Here is a 22615-nt window from a genome sequence, read left to right as displayed (position 1 = left end):
CGCCGGTGACCCGACTCCGCCGGGGCCCGGGTGCCCTGTGACAGGAGTTCGCCCACATGCAACGCGCAAGAGTCCCCCGCCGCCTGTCCCTGCTCGCCGCCGGAGCGCTCACCCTCGGCGTGACGGCGCCTGCCGCCGCCCTCCTCCCCGACGACACCGCCGGCGCCGCCCCGCACACCGCCGCACCCCTCAACTCCAGTGACGTCACCGCCAACCTCTGGGAATGGAACTGGCCCTCGGTCGCGGATGCCTGCACCGACCATCTCGGGCCCGCCGGGTACGGCGCCGTGCAGGTCGCGCCGCCCGCCGAGTCGGTCAGCCTCGCCGACACCAGCGAAGGCGCCCATCCGTGGTGGGAGGTGTACCAGCCCGTCTCCTACGGACTGACCAGCCGGCTCGGCACGCGCGCCGAGTTCGCCGCAATGGTCACGGCCTGCCACGACGCGGGCGTCCGCGTCTACGTCGACGCCGTCATCAACCACATGGCGGGCCACAACAACACGGTGAACACCACCTATGGCGGGTCGGCCTTCGATCCGCCGGGGTTCTCCTATCCGGCCGTCCCGTACGGCTACGGCGACTTCCACCACGCCAACGACGGCTACTGCGACGACGACGACGCGGGCATCGACGACTGGAACGACAAGTCCGAGGTGCAGAACTGCGAACTGGTGGCGCTGTCGGACCTCAAGACCCAGTCCGGCTACGTCCGCGGCGAGATCGCCGGGTACCTCAACGACCTGATCGGGCTCGGCGTGGACGGGTTCCGGGTCGACGCCGCCAAGCACATAGACCAGAACGACTTCGCGGCCATCAAGGGCGCGCTGAACGACACCACCGCCGAGGGCAAGCCGCCCTACATCGCGCAGGAGGTCTTCCCGGGGGCGTCCAACCCCGAACTGCAGGCCGCCGCGTTCACCTCGAACGGCGACGTGCTCGGCTTCGCCTACGCGATGGGCATCAAGACCCAGTTCCAGAACGGCACGCTGTCGAACCTGTCGGGCATCCCGTCCTGGTCGCTGGAAGCGGACGGCTCCCAGACCTACGCGATGGTCACCAACCACGACACCGAACGGGACGGCTCGACGCTCAGCTACAAGAACGGCAGCGACTACACCCTGGCCAACTACTTCCTGCTGGCCTACCCGTACGGGAAGCCGGCCGTCTTCGACGGGTTCACCTGGTCGTCCAAGGGGCAGTCGCCGCCCGCCGACGCGCGCGGCTTCGTCACCGGCGCGAACTGCTCAAGCGGATGGCAGTGCATCACCCGGTCGACCGGGATCAAGGGCATGGTCGGGTGGCGCAACGCGACCGCCTCCGCCACGACCGTGTCCAACTTCGAGGCGACCGCGGGCGACGTCATCGGCTTCAGCCGCGGGTCGCGGGGCTGGATCGGCTTGAACGGCTCGTCCAGCCCGTCCACCGCGTCCTACACGACCGGGCTCGCGGACGGCGTCTACTGCGACGTCATCACCGGCGGGGCCCGGCCGGGCGGATGTGAGGGCACGGCCGTCACCGTCTCCGGCGGCACCGCGACCGTGACCGTCCCCGCGGGCGGCGCGGTCGCGATCCACGCCGGCGCGAGCCGATAGACCCGCCCGGATACAGGCACCGTCCCCCGCCGGTGCCATAGGGCCGGCCTCCTCTGGTGTGCGGAGGCCGGCCCGCCCTCGCCCGGTCCTAGGCTCCGGTCGACTCGGCGGACTTCTTGCCGGGACGCCAGAAGACGGCCAGGAGGAGGGCGGCGCCGAGGCCGCCGGCGAGGGCGGTGATGGCGAGGCCCGTCCAGCCGGACAGCTCGTCGGAGATCCCGAGCGCGGCGTCGAGGGACGCGCCGCCGCCCCCCAGCGCGCCGAGCGCGCACGCCACCATGATGATCATCACGACGTACTCGTAGCCCTGGCCGGGACGGAAGATGAAGAAACCGTTGCGCAGGTGGGCGGTGACGAACGCGACGGCCATCGTGCCGACCGCGCCGGCGGCGGCCAGCGGGGTGAGCAGGCCGAGCAGCAGCAGGAGGCCCGCGCCGAGCTCGGTGCCGGTGGCCATCAGCGCGTGCAGTTTCCCCGGACGCAGGCCCATGGAGTCGAACCAGCCCGCCGTGCCCTCGATCTTCCCGCCGCCGAACGCGTGGTTCCAGCCGTGCGCGATCAGGGTGCCTCCGACGGAGACCCGCAGGACCAGGGACGCGATGTCGATGCCCGCCGCGTCAACAGCCATTCACGGCACCTTCCCTCATCGAGGTCACACCCTCGTGGACGTCACGTCCCGACAACGTACAGGTATGGCCGAAGCCGGGCATGCGGCGGCCCCTGCGCCGGGCGGGGCCTGCGTGTCCAGGCGCTTTTATGTCCAATTGCTAACGCTTCACGGAGTTTCCGCACAACCGTCCGTATCACGCCGTGCAGGGCCAGGTTCACCATGTCGGCTACCCACCAGTACACCCCGCATTTCTGAAGGGATGTCCGATGAGTTCCAGACATGCCGGCACCGCCGGCCCCGGCGGGCGCCTCCGCCGGAGACTCACGGCGGTCGCGGGCGCCGCCGTGGTCGCCCTCTCCCTCCTGGCCCCCTCGGCCGCGCACGCACTGCCGCCGGACGACGTTCCGGAGATCGGCGTGGACACCGGGCGGTTCAAGCTGCCCATCGGCTGCACGATCTCGCTCGCCGGCCTGCCGGTGTTCTACCTGCCGACGGACGTGGACGTGCAGGGCGTCGCGCCGGTCCAGATCGGCCCGGGGCAGGAGTTCTGGCTGACCCAGGGCTCGGGGAGCATCACGTTCCCGACCTGGCTGACGTCCCTCGCCCCGATCCTCGGGCTGACCACGGCCGACGCCAAGGTCACCGACCTCACCATCGGCGCGAGCGACTCCACGCCGTCCGCCATCAACATCGCCGAAGGCGACCCGTTCGAGATCGACGACATCGCGATCACGCCCGGCGAGCCCCTCAAGGTCGGCCTGCCGCTGACCGGGACGTTCGACGTCGGCCCCTTCACGGCACCGGACAGCGGCAAGGTCACGCTCGCCTTCGACCACGCGGTGGCCGAGATCAACCTGAACTCGTCGGCCGGGTTCAGCCTGCCGATCAAGGCCGACTGCAAGCCCTCGGCGGGCAACGCGCTGCTGACGATCGGCGTCGGCGGCGAACCCGGCCAGCCCCCCGCCAAGATCACCGGCGCTCCGCTGAACTTCCCCGAGCCCGCCTCGAACGAGCTCGTCGGCATCATCAACGCCCCCTACGCGTGCACGGTCGGCGGTGAGCCGCTGAACGTCGGCATCGCCGTCGGCGCCCACATCCCGCTGGTCGTCCGGCGAGGCGGCTCGTTCTCCTTCAGCGAGGCCAGCGGCGCGCTGGTCATCCCCGCCGAGACCGTGAACCGGCTCATGGACAAGGGCTACGGTTCCGCGTCCGGGACGGTCACGGCCCTGAACCTGCGGGTGGAGGGCGGTACGCCGGCCACGCAGAACGTCATCCCGTCCGGCGGTGTCGCCATCCCGGAGACCACGCTCGTCCGCGACCAGAAGATCACGGTGCCGCTGCCGAGCGACGGCACGCTGACGGCCGGGCCGTTCAGGCCGTCCTCCGGCGCCGAGACCGTCTCGGTCAGCCTCGGGTCGGCCGCCGCCGACCTGTCCTTCGACGGCGCCCCGGGCACCACCCCGGCGACCTGTGACGCCCCGTCCCCGACGGTCTACCTGGTCGACAACACGGTGACCTGATCAACACGGGACCCGACCAACACGGGGACCCGACCAACACGGGAACCCGATCGCGTCCGGCCCGACCCGGATGATCCGGCCGACCGGCCGGACGGCGCCACGGCCGCCGTCCGGCCGGTCACGTCTCCGCCCGGTTCCCCGTATCCGCCGCACCGTGTACCCCCGCACCGTGTATCCGCCTCTTTGCGGGGCAGATCACAGAAGTCCGCGCTGAGTCACGTCACAATCGGGACGCTCGATCCATCTTCTCTGTAGGGGCCCGTTCCCGCGGGCACCGGCGGAGAGCTTGGGAGGCGCCATGGGCTGCGAACCGAGGCGGTTCGACCTGACGATGCTGCACGCCGCGTACGGCGCGTTCCGACGCGACACGGCCCGGATGGAGGCGGCGGCCGGGGCGGGCGGCGCGCCGATGGACATGGCGGCCGCGAACACCTGGCCCCTGTTCAAGTCCCACTGGCGCATCCAGGACACCGCGGAGAAGGGCGCCCTCTGGACGGTGATGTACGCCAAGGACGCAGACGCCCCGGGCAGGCTCGGGACCGTCCTCGACGCCATGGCGACGCGGGCGATGCGGGCCGTCCCGATGCTCGACGGGGTGGACGCGGCGCTGGAACACGGTGACCGGCCCATGTTCGCCCATTACGCGCGGGAACTGCGCATCTCCGTGAACGCGCTCCTGGACTTCAAGGAGTCGGACGTCCTCCCGCTGATCCCGGAGACCCTCACCGCGTTCGAATGGGGCACGTTCGACGTCGAGTTCCGCCGCGAGACCGGCATCCGGGGGCTCGGCGTCTTCCTGCCCTGGCTGCTGGACGGCGCCCCGGACGGCACCCGCCGGGCGGTGCTGAACCTGCTTCCGCCGCCGATCCGGCTCGTCTACCGGACGAGCTGGCGTCCCCGTTACCGGCGCCGCAGCCGCCTGGCCGTGCCCGCCTGCTGAACCGCGCGCCGGGCGATCCGGATGTGACGCGGCTCACATTCGAAGGATGTCACATTCGTCCGCATTGATCGGTCGTATGCGCAGAGGCGCGATACGCGCGGCCAGGATGGCACGCGGATCGCGCCGCGGCGACGTGCGACGACGTGCGACGAGAGGACGTTGACGATGGCGGTGAACGGGTCGGCCGGCGGCGGGCCGGGCGGGCGCAGACCGTCCAAGGCCGTGGAGGGGTCCGCTCAGGCCCTCGACGAGCGGCTCGGGACCACCGGGTTCTTCCGGAAGGCCATGCGCAAGGCGTTCCCGGACCACTGGAGCTTCCTGGTCGGCGAGATCGCGATGTACTCGTTCGTGGTCATCCTGCTGACCGGGGTGTTCCTCACGCTGTTCTACAAGCCGAGCATGCAGGAGGTCGTCTACAACGGCTCCTATGTCGGGTTGCAGGGCGTGGAGATGAGCGAGGCGTACGCCTCCACCCTCAAGATCAGCTTCGATGTGCGGGGCGGGCTGCTGATCCGGCAGATGCACCACTGGTCGACGCTCATCTTCATGGCGGCGATCCTCGTCCACCTGCTGCGCCACTTCTTCACCGGCTCGTTCCGCAAGCCTCGGGAGCTGAACTGGCTGATCGGCGTCGCCATGTTCACGCTCGTCATGCTGAACGGCCTGTTCGGCTACTCCCTGCCGGACGACCTGCTGTCGGGCACCGGCATCCGCATCCTGGAGGGCGTGCTCGCGGGGATCCCGCTGGTCGGCTCGTACGCGGTGATGTTCCTGTTCGGCGGGGAGTTCCCCGGCACCGACATCATCCCGCGGCTGTACGTGATCCACATTCTGCTGATCCCGGGCATCCTGGCCGCGCTGATCCCGTTGCACGCGATCGTGCTGACGTGGCGGCAGACGCACACCCAGTTCCCGGGGAAGCGCGCGTCCAACACGACCCAGTACGGCTACCCCTTCTTCCCGGTCTTCATCGCCAAGACCACGGCGCTGTTCCTGTGGGTGCTGGGCATCACGACGCTGCTCGCCGCGTTCGTGCAGATCAACCCGGTCTGGCTGTTCGGCCCGTACGACCCGGGCGCGATCAGCTCCGGATCGCAGCCCGACTGGTACATGGGCTGGCTGGAGGGCGCGCTGCGGATCATGCCGGCCTGGGAGATCACCCTCTGGGGTCACACGGTCTCGATGAGCGTGGTCGTCCCGGCGCTGGTGGTGCCGGGCCTGCTGTTCACCGGCCTCGCCGTCTACCCGTGGGTCGAACGCTGGGTGACCGGCGACCACCAGATCCACCACCTGCTCGACCGGCCGCGCGACGTCCCGGCCCGCACCGGGATCGGCGTCGCCGGCATGATCTTCTACGGGACGCTCTGGCTCGCGGGCGCCAACGACGTCCTCGCCGAGCGCTTCAGCATCCCGCTGTTCTGGACGACGTGGTTCTTCCGCGGCCTGATCATCCTCGGGCCGGTGCTCGGCTACGTCATCGCCTACCGCATGTGCGTCGCCCTGCAGCGCCGGGACCTCGGCCTCGTCCAGCACGGGCTGGAGACCGGCGTCATCCGCCAGTCGCCGGACGGGAAGTACAGCGAGGTCGAGCGGCACCTGCCGGACGAGGCGACCGCCGCGATCACCGACCCGCGCCCCTCGCCCGCCGTCGACCTGGACATCCCGCCGCCGATCGACGGCGTCGAGAGCCCGCGCGCCCGCAGCGGCGTCGACCGGGTGCGGGCCGCGCTCAACCGCCGGTTCAGGGAGGACGTGGCCGTCATCCCGCAACCGCACCCGGCCGAGGACGGCGATGAGGACCGGCGGGCGGTCAGCGGTCAAAGAGGAGGCGGATGACAGGCCGCGCGGCGGCCACCGGATCGTCGCCGAGCCCGGCGGGAAGAGCGCCGCTCAGCCACAGGTGAGCGAACCCGTGGACGATCGACCAGGCGGCGAGCGCGGCGGTCCGCTCGTCGTCCTGGCGGCCGGGCGAGACGCCGCGGACGCCCCCGGCCAGCACCCGGTCGGCGCGGGCGCGGGCGGCGCTCACCTCGGGGTCGTCCGGCCGGTACAGCTCCGGACTGAAGATCACCTCGAAGTAGGGCCGGTGGTCGACGGCGAAGCGGATGTAGGCGAGGCCCACCTCGTGCAGGTCGCCGCCGGCGGCTTCGAGGGCGTCCGCGAACAGCGTGTAGCCCTCGGCGGCGACGGCCGTCAGCAGGCCCGCCTTGTCGCCGAAGTGGTGCGCGGGCGCCGCGTGCGAGACACCGGCGCGGCGCGCCAGCTCGCGCAGGCTCCAGGTGCCGGGGCCCGAGTCGGCGATCGCCCCGACGGCCGCCTCGATGATCGCCCGCCGCAGGTTGCCGTGGTGGTAGGTGCCGCCGCTCATACCCGGAACCCTATCTTGCCATTGACTAGTTCACACCGCGGACACGGTATAAGGCCCAGCGGCGCATCGCGGAGGCGCGATCCGCCGTCCGCTAGTCGTTCCCCTTTCCCTCCGCTAGTCGTTCTCCTTGGCGAACTCGCGGAGGCCGGGCAGATCCATGACGGTGATCTTGCGCCAGCCGGTGCGGATCAGGCCCTCGCGGCGCAGCCCGGTCAGGGCCCGCGCGACCGTCTCCCGCGACGCGTCCATCCAGCTGCCCAGCTCCTCCTGCGACAGCGGCGGCCCTATCTCGATGGACCCGTCCGGCGCGGGCGGAGCGTAGTGGACGGAGCGTTCCGCGAGCTCGGCGAGCAGCATCGCCAGGCGCTGGGTGCCCCGGCTGGTCACATGGGCCTTCAGGCGCCGGTCCGAGTCGTCGAGGCGCTGGACGAAGGTACCCGTGACCAGCATCCACACGTCCGGATGGTCGTCCAGGAAGCCGGTGAAGCGGGCGGCGGGCACCACCAGCGCGCGGATCGGCGACAGCGCGGTGACCGTGGCCGACCTGGTCCGCCCGCCGAGCACCGCGCTCTCGGCGAGCAGGTCGCCCGGCCCCCGGACGGCCAGCACCACGTCATGGCCGTCCTCCGTGGACGAGGTGACCTTCGCCCAGCCCCGCTCGATGATGATCACGTGGTCGGACTCGTCGCCCTGATACACCAGGGGCGACTTCACCGGGTACTGCCTGGGGCGTCCGGCGGCGCGCAGCGCCGACTGCTGCGCGGGGTCCAGCGCGGCCCAGAACTCCGGGCGCGGAGGGGTCGCCGCGTGCGATGCCACCAGCCTCCTCCTTGCTTCCGTGCCCAGGGCTCCCGCGGGCAGAGGCCACGGTCTGCGGGGCCGCGGGCGCGCGGGTCGGCTCCGAACGGCCTTGCTGAATCCTTGACATGCCCAGAGTTACCTGAACAGTAAACCGGAAGCCATCACTTGGGCACGGCACAAGCCGGACAGCGCGCCCCGGCGTCGTCGCGTGCCCGGCGTCGTCGCGTGCCCTGCGCTGTCACTGCCGGGGAGTCACGTGCCCGGCGGCGGCTCGGTCTCGATCGTGAGGGCCTCGTGGTCGAAGCACAGGTGGCCGGCGACCTTGAAGGCGTTCTCCAACGGCTCCTCGTAGGACCAGGCGGCGTCCTCCGCGCCGTCGAGCGACCAGTACTTCGCCTCGCCCTTGTACGGGCAGACGGTCCGCTTCTCGCTTCCGGTGAGCAGCTCGGTGCGGACGTCGGCGGCGGGGATGTAGAGGCGGTTGGGCAGCCCGGTCTCCGACAGCAGCTTCGGCCGCTCGGTCTCGGCGACGACCTCGCCGTCCAGAAGCACCCGGACATGCCGGGACGACTGCCGGGCGTCGACACGGTGGAACGGGTCGCGCAGATGCCCGTGGACCTCCTCGTCCTCGTCGTACCAGGCGTCCATCCGGCCCCAGTAGAACGCCATGTGCCCGCGCAGCCACTCCGACTCCGGCATCGGCTCCGGATACGCCCACACCGCGTTCTCGGCGGCCCGGTCGCCCACGCGGACCGTCCAGTACGCGGCGTCGCCCTTGAACGGGCAGTGGGTGGTGTGGCCGGTCTTCTCCAGCAGGTCGGTCCGCACGTCCTCCTCCGGGACGTACAGGACGGGCAGCAGGCCGGTCTCGTGCAGGAACCGCCCGCGACCGGTGTCCAGGACGGTCTCGCCCCCGAACCGGGCACGGACCCGGCGCGGGAACGCGTGCATGAACAGCCGGTGCTTCGGCCCGTCGATGGTGAAGTTGACCTCGTCCCCGGGCGAACCCGCGAGCGGCCCTGGCCGCATGGTCAGCGACATGCCGTGTCTCCTAACGCTCCCGTTGCTCATACCCCCGTTGGCATCGTCTCCAGTTCACCACGCCGCGCCGCCTCGAGGTGCAACGGCTCCAGCGCGGACGTGATCCGGAACCAGCACAGGGCGTCGTACCGCTCGGCCACCCTCGTCGGGACGTACTGGCGCCGGTCGCGGTCCGGGTCGTAGACCACGCCGATGGCGCGGTGCCCGAGCGTGTCGGTGAGGAAGTCGGGCTTGTCCTGCTCGGGCGGCACGATGAACATTCCGCGGTGCAGTTCCGACTCCGCCAGCGCCGCCTCCAGCGAACCGCGGACCGGCGGCGGGACGTGCATCTCCTCCATCGGGGCGCCCCAGCGCGGGGCCGCGACCACCTCGCCGGGACCGCCGGCGAACCCGATCAGCACGACCTCGTCCCTGCCCTGCCGATCCCTGGCGAGCTGGCCGAGGTTGACCATTCCGGCGTCGCCCATGTCGGTCGCCCGCGCGTCGCCCACGTGCGTGTTGTGCGCCCACACCACGGCCTTGCCTGGCCCGTCCCCGGGAGCCGCCCCGCCGGAGTGGGGCCCGCCGGAGTGAGGCCCGCCGCCACCGTGGACCGCGCCGCCGCTGTGGAACCCTGCGCCGCTGTGGAACCCTGCACCGCTGTGGAACTCCATGAGCCGTTCGAGCGTGTCGGCCATGTGGACGTCCCGGATGTTCCACGACTGCGGCCCGCCGCCGATCATGGCGCGGTAGTAGCGCTCGGCACCCGCCGCGACCTCGGCGTTCTGCCGGGCGTCGAACTCCGCCGCGGGGTCGCGGGGGTCGCCGTGCGCCACCGGCCGGCGCAGCCTGGTCAGCAGCTTGAGGATCTCGTCCTCGCATCCGTCCGGCACCAGCGCGGCGTTGAACCCGTACGCCTGAGGGTCCTCGCCGTGCGGCTCGAAGCAGCGGTAGGCGTCCAGCGCCGCCTCCAGGTACTCCGGGCGGTGCGCGGCCAGGTAGTCGACGACGGCCCGGAGCGACTCCCACAGGCTGTAGACGTCCAGTCCGTAGAAGCCCGCCCGCTCACCTGGCGGCAGGTCCGCGTTGCGGTCGCGCAGCCACCGGCAGAACTTGACGGTCTCCTGGTTGGCCCACATCCATGTCGGCCACCGCTCGTAGGCGTCCAGCGCGTCGCGCGGGTCCTGCGGCGAGCCCGGTGCCAGCGTCACGCTGCGTCCGACCCGGCGGCAGTCCGGCCAGTCCCCCTCGACCGCGACGAACGAGAAACCGCGTTCGGCGATCAGCCTCCTGGTCAGGGCCGCCCGCCAGGCGTAGTACTCGTGCGTGCCGTGGCTGGCCTCGCCGATCAGCACGCAGCGGGCGTCCCCGATCCGGTCCAGCAGCGGGTCGAGGTCCTCCTCGTACTCGAGCGGCAGCGCCGCCCCGCGGACGTCGTCGGCGGTGCGGCTCCCTGGGTATGACATGTCAGCGTTCCCCCCTTTTGTCGCCTTCCTCCCGGCCCTTCCCCGGGAGCGAGCATCGATGCCGCCGACCGCCCCTCTGGATGCGGCTATCGGCGATGCCGCGCACCGGCCCCGGCGGTCCACGATCGCGCCCGCGCCCTGGGCCCGGCCGAGGCGCGAGACGTCCGGCGGATCACACGCCACCGGACTTCCAGGCAGGGGCTCACCCTCCAAGCAAGCCGACAATTACGGCAATCAAGACAATTGCGAATATAGACTGCGACACCCTCAATACATCAACGCAATGGGACGATTCAACCTCGCCGCGCTCGCGACCGGCCGCCGCACGCGACGTTCGGCATCGTCCCTGCACATCCCGCATCTCATGCGAAATTCGTCCGAAACGTTCTGTTTCGTACTGCTTTTCCGTGGCGCGCCATCCGGTCCCACGCAATGGGATCGAGACGTTGTGCGATTCCCCCGCGAAACGTCAAGGGAATGGATAGTCTCCCATCGGTAACTTTCTGTTCGTAAGCAGATCAGGAGCACACGCCGCATGAGCGCTGCCACCAAGGCACAGGTCATCACACGGTGGGGAGCCATCGCATTCATGGCGGCAGCGGTCCTGACCGCCACCGCCGGCGGCTTCGCCCAGTCCTACGCGGGCCTCTACCACTGGGCGCTGGAACACGGCCTGACGGGCTGGAAGGCCGAGTCGTTCCCCCTGCTGGTCGACCTGTTCATCATCGTGGGAGAGCTCGGCCTCTTCCTGCTGGCCATCGACGCCTTCGTGCTGCGCCGCCGGGCCCTGATGAGCTGGCTGGACTTCTTCCTGCCGCTGACCATCGCCCTCGCCGGCTGGACGGCCAGCCTCGTCTTCAACGTCGGCCACGTCGGCAACAAGACGTTCTCGTACCAGGCGACGGCCGCCGTCCCGCCGATCGTGTCGATGCTCGGCCTTTTCGTCCTGCTGCGGACCCTGCACCGGTACGTGCAGCAGGACTCCGAACAGGAGCAGCCTCCCAAGCAGCCGGAGCCGCAGACCCGCGCCATCGCCGGGCCCGTGACGCTGAACCAGATCACGCTGATGCCACTGCGCAACACCGGCCCGTTCCCGCAGATCCAGGTCCCCGGCCATTCCGGGAAGGCGATCGAGTCCGGCACCCCGGCCGCCGCCACCGCGACCGGGACGGCCGCCAAGGCACAGGACCGGTCCGGCGCCGAAACCGCGGGCGAGACCAAGACCGCCCCGCCGACCGCACCATCTGCCACACCATCTGCCACACCATCGGCCACACCGCCCGCTCAGCCGGCCCGCGCACACGACACCCCACCGGCCCCGGCCCCGGCTCCCGTGCCCGTCCCGGAACCCGAGCCCGAACTGGCCGTCGTCAGCGCCGCCGCGCGCGGGAGCCTCAACGGCCGCAGCAGCTACGTGCCGGCCACCGAGGAACCGGCCCCCGCCCCCGTGCCCGCGCCCGACCCGGAGGGCCTCCGGAGCCTCGTCATCGAGATCCTTGAACGCCGCCACGGCGACGTCCCCGGGACCTTCGCCGAGGTCCGGGCCGAGGGCTACACCTGCGACGAGACCGAGATCCAGCGGATCAGCGACAACCACTGGTTCCCGTACGCGGTGTACCGGCTGCTCGCCAAGCACGACGGCAACGGGGAACTGGTCGCCGGTGAACTGAGGGCGCAGGGCATCGTCTACGACCAGGCCATGCTGGACGAACTCGTCCGCTCCTGGCGCGTCTGACGGCCCGGCTCACGCGGGTCGGCCCCCAAGCACGTCGGCCCCCAAGCACGTCGGCCCCAAGCACGTCGGCTCGCAAGCACGTCGGCCCCAAGCACGTCGGCTCGCAAGCACGTCGGCTCGCAGCGGTCCCGCCCTGCGCGCCTCGGGGCGGGACCGTACGTCCTACCCGTCGCGCTGCTGTTCCTGGGACGGGTCGGTGCGCAGCCGTGCGTGCAGGCCGCCGTCCACGCGGAGGACGTGGCCGTTGAACTGCGCCGCGGCAGGTGACGCCAGGAACAGCGTCGCGTCGGCGACCTCGTCGGGAGCGGTGGTCCGGCCCGCCGGGATGTCGGTGGCGGGACGGACCTCCCCCACGACGCTGGCCGGGGCGACGCAGTTCGCGCGGATGCCGAGGCCGCCGAGCTCCACGGCGATCGCGCGGCTGAGGGCCTCCATGCCCGCCTTGGTCACGTCGTAGGCGCTCTGATCGTCGTGCGCGCGGGAGCCGCCGGGCGAGGACATGTTGATGATCGCGCCCCCGCGCCCGTTGTCGCGCCAGTACCGCGCGGCGCGCACCGACAGCAGGTACGCCGACCGCAGGTTCGCGGCGATGATCGCGTCCCAGGCCTCGGCGTCGATGTCGATGAACGGGGTGCGCAACTCGGTCATCGCGGCGTTGTTCACGAGGACGTCCAGGCCGCCGTCCCGGCGGAGCCGGTCGAAGACGGCGTCGGCGACGTCCTCGCGGGCCAGGTCACCCGGCATCGCGGTGACCCGGGGCATTGCGTCGAAGACCTTGAGCCCCTCGCGGTCCACGTCCACGGCGAGCACTCCGGCGCCCGCGTCCGCGAAGCGGTGCACCAGCGCGCGGCCGATCAGCCCCGCGGCGCCGGTGACGAGCACCCGCTCCCCCGCGAAGTCGAACCGCACCGCGCTCATAGGGTCGCGCTCATTCCGCCCGTGCTCATTCCGCCCGTGCCCGTTCCATACATGCTCGTGTACGTGTCACTCATTCGCTGGGAGCCTCCCTCACCTGGGCGACGATCTGTGTCGGGTTGACGAACATCAGCGCGATGACCAGCAGCAGCGCCGACAGCGCCATGTAGATCACGGCCATCGCGTCGATGGCCTGCGCGGCGCGGATTCCGGGGGTGAAGGCGGCGCTGTACAGCGCGACGATCAAGGTCTGGCTGTCGGCGTCGGCGACCAGGAACGTCAGCTCGAACATCGCGACGGTCCGGACCAGCACCAGGATCCCCGCGGCCAGGATGCCGGGCAGCAGCAGCGGCACCAGCACCCGCGCGAACACCTGCCGCGTGCGGGCGCCGCACATCCGCGCCGCCGACTCCACGTTGGTGTCGATCTGCTCGACGAACGGGGTCATGACGAGGATGACGAACGGCAGCGCCGGGACGAGGTTCGCCACGATGACGCCCGTCATCGTCCCGGCCAGATGAGCCTTGTACAGGACGGTGGCGAGCGGGATGCCGTAGGTGATCGGCGGCAGCAGCACCGGGAGCAGCAGCAGGAACATCACGATCCGCTTGCCGGGGAAGTCGCGCCGCGCGAGCGCGTACCCGGCCGGGACGCCGATCAGCAGCGACAGCGCGACCACGATGAGGGTGATCTGCAGCGTCACCGACAGCACTTCGCCGAGCGCGAACTCGTCCCATGCGTTGGAGTACCACGCGGTGGTGAAGCTCTGCGGCAGCCACCCGGAGAACCATCTCGTGCCGAACGAGTTGACGATCACCGAGAGGATCAGCGCGGCCAGGTTGACGAGGAAGAACGCGACGCACGCCCAGACGAACCAGCCGCTCAGCCGCCCCTTCGGCAGCCTCCGCCTTCCCGGCCCGGCGGTTCCCGCGACGGTGGCGGTCATGATCCCTTACCTCCCATCGCGGGCCCGGTGTACAGGCGGCCGCGCAGCAGCAGCGTGACCGAGATGACGAGCAGTTCGAACACGCCCATCAGCACGGCGATGGTCGAGGCCATCGAGTAGTCGTACTTCTCGAACGCCGCCTGGTAGGCCGCGATCGCCATCACCCTCGTCTCCCCCGCCGGTTCGCCGACGAGGCTGGCGGACGGGAACACCGAGAACGCCAGCACGAACGCGAGGACGAACGTGGTGGCCAGGCCCGGCGCCAGCAGCGGCAGGATGATCCGCCGCATCCGCTGCCAGGGCCCGGCGCCGAGCGTGGCCGCGGCCCGCTCCAGCGTCGGGTCGATCCCCGACATGTAGGCGAGCACCAGCAGGAACGCGAACGGGAACCCGGTGATGATCAGGGAGAACAGCACACCCCAGTAGTTGTAGATCAGCCGGACGGGCTCGTCGACGAGCCCGATGTCGATCAGGACGCGGTTGAACCAGCCGTTGGGGCCGAGGTAGCGCAGGATCCCGTCCGCGACGAGGACGGTCCCCAGCGTCACCGGAAGGACCAGCGCCGCCGTCAGCAGCCGGCGTCCGCGGAACCTGCCGCGCAGCCGGTACGCGATCGGTATCGACGCCCCGACATTGATCAGCGCGGCCGGGAGCGCGAGCCGGAGCGTCTTCCAGACGGTGCCGCGCTCGTAGGAATCCTGGAAGAAGCCGGTGTAGTTGCCGAGCGGGCCGCCGCCGTTCTTCGGCTGCAGCGACAGGCCCACCCCGTACAGCATCGGGTAGATGAACAGCAGCCCGACGACCAGCACCGCGGGCACCAGCAGGAGAAGCACACGGTCGACGCCGCGTTCGGCGAGCCGGTGCCGCAGACCGCTGCGCCGCGGCACCGGCGCCTTCGGCCGGGCCGGGGCCTCAACCGACATCGCGTACCCCGATCCCGGCGGGGTCCTCGTCCGCGTCCGCGGCGTCCCGGGCGCCTTCCCCGTCCCCGAACACCTCCCCGTCGCCGAACACCTCCCCGTCCCCGAACACCTCCCCGTTCCCGAACACGAGGACGCGTTCGGGCGCGACGGTCAGCGCGACCCGCTCCCCCGGCGTCACCCGCTCCGGCGACCTGAAGTGGATGACGCGGCCGTCGTCCATCACGCCCTCGGCGGCGATCTCGCGTCCGTGGAACTCCGAGACCTCCACCCGGACCATCACCAGGTTCTCCCGGGCACCCGGGTCCGCCGGGCCGGCGACGTGGAAGTCCTCGGGGCGGACGGCGGCGACCGCCCGCGCGCTCGTGATCGGCTGCCGGCTCAGCCCGGTCAGCATCAGGCCGTCCTGTTCACCGACGGTGGCCATCCCGCCGTTCGAGGAGCCGCCGTCACCGGACAGGACGGGCAGGTCCAGAAGGTTCCGGTAGCCCATGAACCCGGCGATGTAGGCGCTGGCAGGGTGGGTGTAGACCTCCTCCGGCGTCCCGATCTGCTCGACCACGCCGGACCTCAGCACCACGACCCGGTCGGCGAGCGCGAGCGCCTCCTCCTGGTCGTGCGTCACGTAGACGGTGGTCAGGCCGAGGTCCTGGTGGATCCGCCGGATCTCGGTCCGCATCTGGACGCGCAGCTTGGCGTCCAGGTTGGACAGCGGCTCGTCCATCAGCACCAGCTTCGGCCGCAGCACGATCGCGCGGGCGATCGCCACCCGCTGCTGCTGCCCGCCCGACAGTTGGCCGGGCAGCTTGTCCGCGTGGTCGGTCAGCTCGACCGTGGCGAGGGCCTCGTCCACCCGCCGGGCCGTCTCGGCCTTGCCGACCCGCCGGACCGACAGCCCGAACGCGACGTTTTTGCGGACGGACAGATGCGGGAACAGCGCGTAGTTCTGGAACACCATCCCGAACCCGCGCCGCTCCGGCGGCAGCGTGTCGATGCGCTCCTCGTCCAGCCAGATCGCACCGTCCGACAGGGGCAGCAGCCCGGCCAGGCAGTTCAGCGCGGTCGACTTGCCGCAGCCGGACGGCCCGAGCAGGGCGATGAACTCGCCGCCCTCGATCCGCAGATCGAAGCCGCTCAGCGCGGTCGCCCTGCCGAACCGGCGGGTGACCCCGTCCAGTCGCAGATGCCCGAACGCGGCACCCGCGTCCTTCTCCAGCACGGTCTCGGCCATCATGACGCACCTCCCGGGCACGCGGAGCCCGGTGTCCCTGCTCCCGGTGTCCACGCGGAGTCCGGTGTCCCTGCTCCCGGTGTCTCTGCTCCCGGTGTCATAGCTCCCGGTGTCATTGCTTCTTGACCTTCTGGCCGCCGATCTCCCGGTCCCAGCGGTCGAACGCGGCGACGAGCGCCTTGGCGTCCAGCGGCGGGGCCTTGGGGTTGTCGGCGATGAGCTTGTCGTACTCGGGGCGCCCGTACTCCTCGATGGCCTTGCGGCTCTCGGCCGGCGCCATGTCCAGCGTCACGCCCTTCACCGCCGGGCCCGGGTAGAAGTAGCCCTTGTCGAACGTGATCGCCTGCTGCTGCGGCTGGAGCGCGAACTTCATCAGGTCGAGGAGGACGGCCAGCTTCTCGCCCGAGACGCCCTTCGGGACGACCATGTAGTGGGCGTCGGTGACCCAGGTGAAGCCGTCCAGCGGCTGGATCCTGACGTCCTTCGGCACCTGGCCGAGGACGCGCGGGTTGATGTCCCAGCCGGTGGTGCTGAGGATGACGTCGCGGGTGCCCTCACCCAGCTCCTTCATCGTCTGCGTGGTGCCGGTCGGGTAGTACTCGATGTACTGGTCGAGGTCCTTGAGGTACTTCCAGGTCTTCTCCCAGCCGTTCACCGGGTCCATTGGGTCGGAGTCGCCGAGGATGTAGGGCAGCCCCATCAGCCACGTCCGGCCCGGCCCCGAGTTGGACGGCCGCGCGTACATGAGCTTGTTCGGGTTGGCCTTGGCCCACTCCAGCAGTTCCTCCGCCGTCGTAGGCGGGTCGGACACCGTCTTCGGGTTGTACTCCAGCAGCGGCCCGGACGGGTAGTAGGTCACGGTGACGCCCTTGTTCTGCGCCAGCTCCTGCATCTTGGAGGCAGGCTCCAGGTACAGGGAGTTCAGGTCGGGAAGCTTGTCGGAGTACTTGCCGACCAGGTCGACCCACAGGTCCTGCTCCAGGCCCGCGGATAGCCCGTCCGTGCCGGTCAGGACCAGGTCGATGTCGAGCTGCCCGGCGTCCTGCTGGGCCTTGACCTTGCCGGCCAGCTCCGGCGAGGTCGCCTTCGTGTACGTGATCTTGCTGATGCGGTCGGGGTGCGCCTTCTTGTAGTTCTCGAAGATCTGCTCGGTGAGCTGGAGGTTTCCGGCGACGTCGATGATGTTCAGGGTGACTGCCTCGGACGGCATCCTGACGTCCGCGGCGTCCGGTTCGGAGGCGCTGCCGCCGTCCGAGCCGGGTGCGCCGCAGCCGGCCAGCAGCAGGCCGGTGGCGGTCGCGAGGGTGAGGAGGGCGGATCGAGGAGTTCTCATGGGGTGGGTCCTCCTGGCAGGACGTCTGGTCCCTGATGGCCGGGCCGGGCTCAAACCGGCCCGGTGGTACCTCGAATGAGGAGTCGGGTCGCCAGCTCCGCGGCCGGCGGCAGGGGAGGCGCCTTCGGCGCCCCGGGGTCGAGCATCGAGTGCATGGTGGCGGCCGCCGCCCGCGACAGCGCGGCCACCGGTATGGCCACCGTCGTGAGAGGCGGATTGGTCATCGACGCCATCGGGACGTCGTCGACCCCGACGATGCTGAGCCCCCCGGACTCACCGGGCACGCCGGGCTCGGGCTTTCCAGGCACGGGCTTTCCGGGCACGGGCTTTCCGGGCACGGGCACACCGCGCGCGGTGAGCCGTGACAGCACCCCGAGCGCGACGAGGTCGTTGTAGGCGAACACTGCGGTCACGTCGGCGGCGAGCACCTCGTCCGCGGCCCGGAACCCTCCGGCGAACCGCGGCTCGTACGGGCCGAGATCGACCAGCTCGATGCCGCGCTCCGCGCAGGCGGCCCCGAGGAACTTGCGCCGCTGCCGGTTCGACCACGAGTTCGCCGGCCCGGACAGGTACGCGCACCGCCGGTGGCCGAGCGCGTGGACGTGCGCCACCGCCTGGTCCATGCCGGGCTGGAAGTCCTGCAAGATCGACGGCGCCGTCCGGCTCGTCCGGTTGGCGAGGACCACGGTCGTCTTGGACGCGACCGCGCGCAGCCGCGTCCCCGACATGCGCGGCGCGCACAGGATCAGCCCGTCCACCCGCTCGACCATGGCCTCGGCCAGCCTGACCTCCGTCGCCGTGTCCTCGTCGGTGTCGGCCAGGAACACCGCGAACTCGGTGTCCCTGAAGTAGGCCTCCACGCCCTTGATGAACGGCGCGAAGAAGGGGTTGGCGATGTCGGGGACGATCAGCCCGACGTTGCGGGTCCGCCCGAGGACCAGCGACTGCGCCGCGCGGTTCGGCTGGTAGCCCAGCCGCTCGGCGCATTCGAGCACGCGCCGCCGGGTCTCGGCGTTGACGAGCTCCGGGGAGTTCAGCGCGCGCGAGACCGTCGAAGGCGAAACCCCCGCGAGGCTCGCCACGGCCCGGATCGACGCCCGGGTGCTGTCCGTGCTCATGGCGACGAGTATGAAAACGTTTGCGGAACAGTGTCAATGGCGAGCCCGAAGAATCCACGCCCGTGACAGACCCGTTACCTGCGCGCCGTCCAGCGACGCACCCGTGCCCCGCCGAACCGGGCGGAGGCGTTCCGGCGAACTACGTAGACCGCTAGTACGCTGCGGAAATCACGTCGTTCAGCAGTTCACGCGAGGCCGTCAGGCTCTCGATCCGGTGGTCGATGCGAGCGCGCTCGGCCTTGAGGTCCTCGGCCATTTCGGCGCACAGCACCAGCCGCTCTCCCTCCTCGCGCACGCACGGCAGCAGCCAGGCGATGACCTGTGTCGACAGCCCGGCGGCCAGCAGCATGCGAATCTGGCGCACCACATCGACGTCACCGTCGCGGTATTCGCGGTAGCCGTTCCCGGCTCGCACGGGCGAGAGCAGCCCCTGCTCCTCGTAGTAGCGCAGCAGCCGGACGCTCACGCCGGTCCGGCGGGACAGCTCACCGATGCGCACGGTACCGCCTCCACAACTTGACCCTCACACAGATGTGAGACTTTACCGTTATGCCCGTCCCGAACAACGCAACACGGTGGAGAGCAACACGGTGGAGACAGGCATGAACGACACAAGGGTTGCAGTCGTGACCGGCGCGGCCGGAGGCATCGGGCGAGCCGTCGCCCGGCGCCTTGCCGACGACGGCTTCCACATCGCGGTCAGCGATCTCGAGTCCACGCACGGGAAACTCGATCAACTGGCCGGAGAACTCGCCGCCCAGGGCGTGCGCTCACATGCGATCACCGCGGACGTGTCGGACGAGGCCGACGTCGATCGCCTGATCGGGACGGCGGTCGACACGCTGGGCGGGCTGGACGTGATGGTGGCCAACGCCGGGATCGTCACCGCGGCCCCGCTGCTGGACCTCTCAACGGCGGAATGGGACCGCGTGATGTCCGTCAACGCGCGCGGCGCGTTCCTGTCCTACCGGGCAGCGGCCAGGCAGATGATCAAGCAGGGACGCGGAGGCAGGATCATCGGAGCGGCCTCCGTGTCCGCACACCAGAGCTCAGCCCTGGTCGGCCATTACTCGGCGTCCAAGTTCGCCGTGCGCTCCCTGACCCAGGCCGCCGCCCTTGAATGGGCCGAGCACGGAATCACCGTCAACGCCTACTCCCCCGGCCTCGTGCACACGACCATGTGGGACGACCTGGACCGGGAGCTCGTCGCCCTGCAGGGAGGCGAGCCGGGCGACGTCATCGCCGGCGCGATCCCCGACATCCCACTCGGGCGCGTCCAACGCCCCGAGGACGTCGCAGGCATCGTCTCCTACCTCGCCTCCGCCGACGCGGCCTACCTCACCGGCCAGTCAGTGATCATCGATGGCGGAATGCTCCTGACCTGACCCGATCGGCAGCGGAGTGGCGGGCGCATGGCCCCGGCGGACTCGCCGGCGACCACAGGGCAACGAGATGGATCCGTAGCGAAAGATCGGTAAGCGAAAGATCAGTAGGCGAAGGTCGTACCGCATGTGCTCGCCCTCCCGAGGGAGTCGACTCCGCCAAGGCAGGCATACCGCGGCCGCTCCTCTCCAATGGAAACGGCGACGAGTTGCACGGTGTTCGACTTGCCGGGAATGGTCCCGTTGACGCGCATCGGATTGCCCTCGGTGAAGGTGAACAGGATGGTGTCCGGCGGCTCACCCTTCTTCAGCACGCCGTAACCGGTGCGGCCGTCCGGGGCCATAACGGCGGTGCTCACGTTCCCAGGACCGTCCGGCTGCCGGAACAGGACGCGGCCACCCCGCAGGTCCGCGCCTCGTCCATCGGTGTCGAGTTGCCCATCGGTGTCGAGCGCGTGCACGGCGACGTTCCTGATGTCGCGTCCAGTGGTCCTTCCAGGCCGAGAAGTCCCGGAAGGGCCGACTGGCCGGACGTCACCGATGGTGTAACCGACCGTGCGGTTGTCGTCGGCCCAAACGATTCCTCCGATGATGGTGGGACCGGATGTGCTCCAGGTGCGGCGGTCGCCCGATTCGATATCGCGGACGGTCAGGGTGGCGCTTGGTTGCGCCCCATCATCACAAGGGGCCGTCGTGTAAGCGATCCGATCACCGTCCGGACTGATCGCGAGCCCCGCGACGCGGGACGGGACGACGCCTCCCGCCAGCGGCTCGATGCCGGTCACCTGGCCGTCGCCGGCGAGACCGAAGCGGTAGAGACGCGACTCGCACGGCCTGTCCCGTGAGGAGACGGCGAAGAAGTCGCCATCGGGCCCGGCGACGAGCTCTCGCGCCTGACCAGCGGAGGGCGGCGGCCGAACCTCGTCGACCAGGCGGTTCGTGCGATCCTGCTGGATCGCTCGCACCTGGAACCAGGGTTCCGGTCCGCTCCCCTGCGCTGGATGGCCCATGCGTCCCACGGAGAGCAAGAAGCGCGGCTTCCGCTCGGCGCCGTCGGGCGTCCCAGACGCCGCGGGCTCACCTGCCAGCAGCTGCACTGCGCCGATGGAGGCCGCGACCGACAGGGCCAACGCGACCGGAGCCGCCCAGCGCCGTACCCGCCAGGACCGCGGCTCAGCATCCTGCGGCTCGAACCATCCGTCCGCCGCCTCGTGCGCCATCCGGCGATCATGCCGTACCGACGGGCGCCGCGGGCCCCTTCAGCAAGATCGGGTGACGCCCTCGCCGCGTGGGCCGCGGGCTGGCCGGACACTCGCCCCTCGTGGCTGCGAAACGCCCCCCAAGCGGGGACGCCGCATTCGGCGGTGCCCCCGCTGTTCGCCTTTCCGCGGGTCGTGTCAGGCATCCCATGCCGTAACGGTGTCAAGCTGCGGCTGGGAGGGTTGCGTGGTGTGACCAGGCGGTGGCCTCGTCGTAGAGGGTGCGGGTTTTGAGGCAGCCGTGGAGGATGCCGACGAGGCGGTTGCCGAGCTGGCGCAGGGCGGGGTTGTAGTCCAGGTCCCGTGCTCGCTGTTTGTCGTAGTAGCGGCGGGCGCCGGGTGATCTCTGCAGCGAGCAGAAGGCCTGGCGTTGCAGAGCGTCGGCGAGCCGGTTGTTGCGCACGAAGCGGGCCTGGACGGAGTGAACCTTGCCGGAGGCGCGGGTGATCGGGCTGGTGCCGGCGTAGTTCTTGCGGGCCTTGGCGGTGGTGTAGCGGGTGGGGTCATCGCCGAACTCGGCCAGCACCCGGGCGCCGGTGATCTCGCCGATGCCGGGCATCGACAGGTAGATCTCAGCGTCCGGGTGCGCGAGAAAATGCGCGCTCACCTGCTCTTCCAGCGCCTGTATCTGCTCGTTGAGTGCGATCAGCAGTCTCGCGTGCGCGAGCGCGGCCGCGCCGTAGGCGGCGGCGACCGGCGCGGGCAGGGTGAGCTGGGGCTCGCGCAGCGCGGCCTGGATCGCGGCGGCCTTCTGGTCCCGGTCGCGGCGCCGATGACGGGCAAGCACTGCGGTGATCTGTGGCTTTGTCAGCCTGGTCGCCTCCTCGGGTGTGGGGGCCTTGATCAGCAGTTCCATCGCGTCGGTGCTGGTCAGCTCCAGACCGGCGTAGGCGGTCAGGGCTCCGGGGAAGTACTCGCGCAGCGTGCTGCGCAGCCGCTGGAACGTGCGGGTGCGCTCCCAGATCAGAGTCTGGTGGGCGCGGGCGACCACGCGCACGGCCTGGGCCTGGTCGCTGTCCCCGGCGATCGGCCGCAGCTGGTCGCGGTCGATGCGGACCATGTCCGCGAGCGCGTGCGCGTCGCCCTTGTCGCTCTTGGCCCCCGAGGTGGCGTACCGCTCCTTGAACCGGGCGGCCTGCCTGGGGTTGACCGCGTAGACGCGGTAGCCGGCAACGATCAGCGCCTGCACCCACGGGCCCCGGTCGGTCTCGGTCCCGACCACCACCTGCCCGGGCTCCAGATCATCGCTGCCGTGCCGTGCGACGAGGGCGTGCAGCTTCGCGATGCCCTCAACACCCTCCGGCAGCCGGACTGTTGCCAGTGTGCGACCGGTCGCGTCCTGCACTTCCACATCGTGATGGTCTTCGGCCCAGTCGTCACCGATGAACAGCACCAGCACCCGCCCCTTCGCTCTCGTCCGGTTATGCCACCCAGCCTGCGGAAGGCACGGCTCGCGCCC

20 protein-coding genes are annotated in these 22615 nt (G+C 70.6%); 6 read left to right on the top strand and 14 right to left on the bottom strand.

What is annotated here, in order from left to right; all coding sequences use genetic code 11:
* Positions 1-56: 56 nt before the first annotated feature.
* Positions 57-1592 (top strand): alpha-amylase family protein, encoded by a 1536-nt coding sequence (locus tag E1285_RS14755; RefSeq protein WP_132152253.1) that lies wholly within the window; start codon positions 57-59, stop codon positions 1590-1592.
* Positions 1593-1680: 88 nt separating this feature from the next.
* Here the strand turns inward: E1285_RS14755 and E1285_RS14750 are convergent, their stop codons facing one another.
* Entirely contained in the window at positions 1681-2220 is a 540-nt protein-coding gene (locus E1285_RS14750; RefSeq protein ID WP_132152251.1) for a DoxX family protein, read from the bottom strand.
* Positions 2221-2468: 248 nt separating this feature from the next.
* Here E1285_RS14750 and E1285_RS14745 point away from each other — a divergent pair, with 248 nt between their 5' ends.
* The 3 genes from E1285_RS14745 (at position 2469) to E1285_RS14735 (ending at position 6498) form a co-directional block, all read left to right on the top strand.
* Positions 2469-3722 carry a DUF6801 domain-containing protein gene (locus tag E1285_RS14745; RefSeq protein WP_132152249.1) on the top strand — a complete coding sequence of 418 codons (1254 nt, stop codon included), beginning with the start codon at positions 2469-2471 and terminating at the stop codon, positions 3720-3722.
* A 298-nt stretch (positions 3723-4020) separates the two neighbouring features.
* Positions 4021-4662: a hypothetical protein gene (locus tag E1285_RS14740; protein ID WP_132152247.1), complete on the top strand. Its 642-nt coding sequence runs from the start codon at positions 4021-4023 to the stop codon at positions 4660-4662.
* Positions 4663-4827: 165 nt separating this feature from the next.
* Positions 4828-6498, top strand: coding sequence for a ubiquinol-cytochrome c reductase cytochrome b subunit (locus E1285_RS14735; RefSeq protein ID WP_132152245.1), 1671 nt, complete (start codon positions 4828-4830; stop codon positions 6496-6498).
* Here the strand turns inward: E1285_RS14735 and E1285_RS14730 are convergent.
* From E1285_RS14730 to E1285_RS14715, 4 genes are all read right to left on the bottom strand, one after another.
* Positions 6473-7030 carry a TetR/AcrR family transcriptional regulator gene (locus E1285_RS14730; protein ID WP_132152243.1) on the bottom strand — a complete coding sequence of 186 codons (558 nt, stop codon included), beginning with the start codon at positions 7028-7030 and terminating at the stop codon, positions 6473-6475. The genes E1285_RS14735 and E1285_RS14730 overlap by 26 nt on opposite strands.
* Before the next feature lie 114 nt (positions 7031-7144).
* Entirely contained in the window at positions 7145-7849 is a 705-nt protein-coding gene (locus tag E1285_RS14725; protein ID WP_243722789.1) for a Crp/Fnr family transcriptional regulator, read from the bottom strand.
* A gap of 234 nt (positions 7850-8083) precedes the next feature.
* Positions 8084-8872 carry a DUF427 domain-containing protein gene (locus E1285_RS14720; protein WP_132152239.1) on the bottom strand — a complete coding sequence of 263 codons (789 nt, stop codon included), beginning with the start codon at positions 8870-8872 and terminating at the stop codon, positions 8084-8086.
* A 26-nt stretch (positions 8873-8898) separates the two neighbouring features.
* On the bottom strand, positions 8899-10317 hold the full coding sequence (locus tag E1285_RS14715) for an erythromycin esterase family protein (protein WP_132152237.1): 1419 nt from the start codon (positions 10315-10317) through the stop codon (positions 8899-8901).
* A gap of 535 nt (positions 10318-10852) precedes the next feature.
* On the opposite strand from E1285_RS14715, the gene E1285_RS14710 reads away from it, so the two are divergent.
* Positions 10853-12052: a DUF2637 domain-containing protein gene (locus E1285_RS14710; RefSeq protein WP_132152235.1), complete on the top strand. Its 1200-nt coding sequence runs from the start codon at positions 10853-10855 to the stop codon at positions 12050-12052.
* A 162-nt stretch (positions 12053-12214) separates the two neighbouring features.
* Here E1285_RS14710 and E1285_RS14705 read toward each other — a convergent pair whose 3' ends face one another.
* From E1285_RS14705 to E1285_RS14675, 7 genes are all read right to left on the bottom strand, one after another.
* Complete coding sequence (locus tag E1285_RS14705; RefSeq protein ID WP_132152233.1) at positions 12215-12970, bottom strand: SDR family oxidoreductase; 756 nt, start codon at positions 12968-12970, stop codon at positions 12215-12217.
* 70 nt (positions 12971-13040) lie between these two features.
* Positions 13041-13913: an ABC transporter permease subunit gene (locus E1285_RS14700; protein WP_132152231.1), complete on the bottom strand. Its 873-nt coding sequence runs from the start codon at positions 13911-13913 to the stop codon at positions 13041-13043.
* Entirely contained in the window at positions 13910-14836 is a 927-nt protein-coding gene (locus E1285_RS14695) for an ABC transporter permease subunit (RefSeq protein WP_132152229.1), read from the bottom strand. The genes E1285_RS14700 and E1285_RS14695 overlap by 4 nt, the downstream gene beginning before the upstream one ends.
* Positions 14826-16067: an ABC transporter ATP-binding protein gene (locus E1285_RS14690; protein ID WP_207946596.1), complete on the bottom strand. Its 1242-nt coding sequence runs from the start codon at positions 16065-16067 to the stop codon at positions 14826-14828. The genes E1285_RS14695 and E1285_RS14690 overlap by 11 nt, the downstream gene beginning before the upstream one ends.
* 109 nt (positions 16068-16176) lie before the next feature.
* Entirely contained in the window at positions 16177-17397 is a 1221-nt protein-coding gene (locus E1285_RS14685; RefSeq protein ID WP_132152227.1) for an extracellular solute-binding protein, read from the bottom strand.
* 50 nt (positions 17398-17447) lie between these two features.
* A complete protein-coding gene (locus tag E1285_RS14680) occupies positions 17448-18515 on the bottom strand; it encodes a LacI family DNA-binding transcriptional regulator (RefSeq protein ID WP_132152225.1) in 1068 nt (355 codons plus the stop codon).
* A gap of 151 nt (positions 18516-18666) precedes the next feature.
* Entirely contained in the window at positions 18667-19014 is a 348-nt protein-coding gene (locus tag E1285_RS14675; protein WP_132152223.1) for a MerR family transcriptional regulator, read from the bottom strand.
* A gap of 103 nt (positions 19015-19117) precedes the next feature.
* On the opposite strand from E1285_RS14675, the gene E1285_RS14670 reads away from it, so the two are divergent.
* The gene (locus tag E1285_RS14670; protein ID WP_132152221.1) at positions 19118-19900 is read left to right on the top strand and encodes an SDR family oxidoreductase; all 783 of its coding nucleotides are present in this window, start codon (positions 19118-19120) and stop codon (positions 19898-19900) included.
* A 101-nt stretch (positions 19901-20001) separates the two neighbouring features.
* Here E1285_RS14670 and E1285_RS14665 read toward each other — a convergent pair whose 3' ends face one another.
* Positions 20002-21117 (bottom strand): hypothetical protein, encoded by a 1116-nt coding sequence (locus E1285_RS14665; RefSeq protein WP_132152219.1) that lies wholly within the window; start codon positions 21115-21117, stop codon positions 20002-20004.
* Between the two features lie 202 nt (positions 21118-21319).
* On the bottom strand, positions 21320-22549 hold the full coding sequence (locus E1285_RS14660; protein ID WP_132152217.1) for an IS110 family transposase: 1230 nt from the start codon (positions 22547-22549) through the stop codon (positions 21320-21322).
* Positions 22550-22615: the final 66 nt, after the last annotated feature.

This window comes from Actinomadura sp. 7K507, from assembly GCF_004348425.1.
Taxonomy (GTDB): domain Bacteria; phylum Actinomycetota; class Actinomycetes; order Streptosporangiales; family Streptosporangiaceae; genus Spirillospora.
This window is presented reverse-complemented; position numbering and strand designations above follow the sequence as displayed.

Coding starts and splice junctions, on each gene's coding strand:
- E1285_RS14755 (WP_132152253.1), top strand. CDS start 57: ATGCAACGCGCAAGAGTCCCCCGCCGCCTGTCCCTGCTCGCCGCCGGA.
- E1285_RS14750 (WP_132152251.1), bottom strand. CDS start 2,220: ATGGCTGTTGACGCGGCGGGCATCGACATCGCGTCCCTGGTCCTGCGG.
- E1285_RS14745 (WP_132152249.1), top strand. CDS start 2,469: ATGAGTTCCAGACATGCCGGCACCGCCGGCCCCGGCGGGCGCCTCCGC.
- E1285_RS14740 (WP_132152247.1), top strand. CDS start 4,021: ATGGGCTGCGAACCGAGGCGGTTCGACCTGACGATGCTGCACGCCGCG.
- E1285_RS14735 (WP_132152245.1), top strand. CDS start 4,828: ATGGCGGTGAACGGGTCGGCCGGCGGCGGGCCGGGCGGGCGCAGACCG.
- E1285_RS14730 (WP_132152243.1), bottom strand. CDS start 7,030: ATGAGCGGCGGCACCTACCACCACGGCAACCTGCGGCGGGCGATCATC.
- E1285_RS14720 (WP_132152239.1), bottom strand. CDS start 8,872: ATGTCGCTGACCATGCGGCCAGGGCCGCTCGCGGGTTCGCCCGGGGAC.
- E1285_RS14715 (WP_132152237.1), bottom strand. CDS start 10,317: ATGTCATACCCAGGGAGCCGCACCGCCGACGACGTCCGCGGGGCGGCG.
- E1285_RS14710 (WP_132152235.1), top strand. CDS start 10,853: ATGAGCGCTGCCACCAAGGCACAGGTCATCACACGGTGGGGAGCCATC.
- E1285_RS14705 (WP_132152233.1), bottom strand. CDS start 12,970: ATGAGCGCGGTGCGGTTCGACTTCGCGGGGGAGCGGGTGCTCGTCACC.
- E1285_RS14700 (WP_132152231.1), bottom strand. CDS start 13,913: ATGACCGCCACCGTCGCGGGAACCGCCGGGCCGGGAAGGCGGAGGCTG.
- E1285_RS14695 (WP_132152229.1), bottom strand. CDS start 14,836: ATGTCGGTTGAGGCCCCGGCCCGGCCGAAGGCGCCGGTGCCGCGGCGC.
- E1285_RS14690 (WP_207946596.1), bottom strand. CDS start 16,067: ATGATGGCCGAGACCGTGCTGGAGAAGGACGCGGGTGCCGCGTTCGGG.
- E1285_RS14685 (WP_132152227.1), bottom strand. CDS start 17,397: ATGAGAACTCCTCGATCCGCCCTCCTCACCCTCGCGACCGCCACCGGC.
- E1285_RS14680 (WP_132152225.1), bottom strand. CDS start 18,515: ATGAGCACGGACAGCACCCGGGCGTCGATCCGGGCCGTGGCGAGCCTC.
- E1285_RS14670 (WP_132152221.1), top strand. CDS start 19,118: ATGAACGACACAAGGGTTGCAGTCGTGACCGGCGCGGCCGGAGGCATC.
- E1285_RS14665 (WP_132152219.1), bottom strand. CDS start 21,117: ATGGCGCACGAGGCGGCGGACGGATGGTTCGAGCCGCAGGATGCTGAG.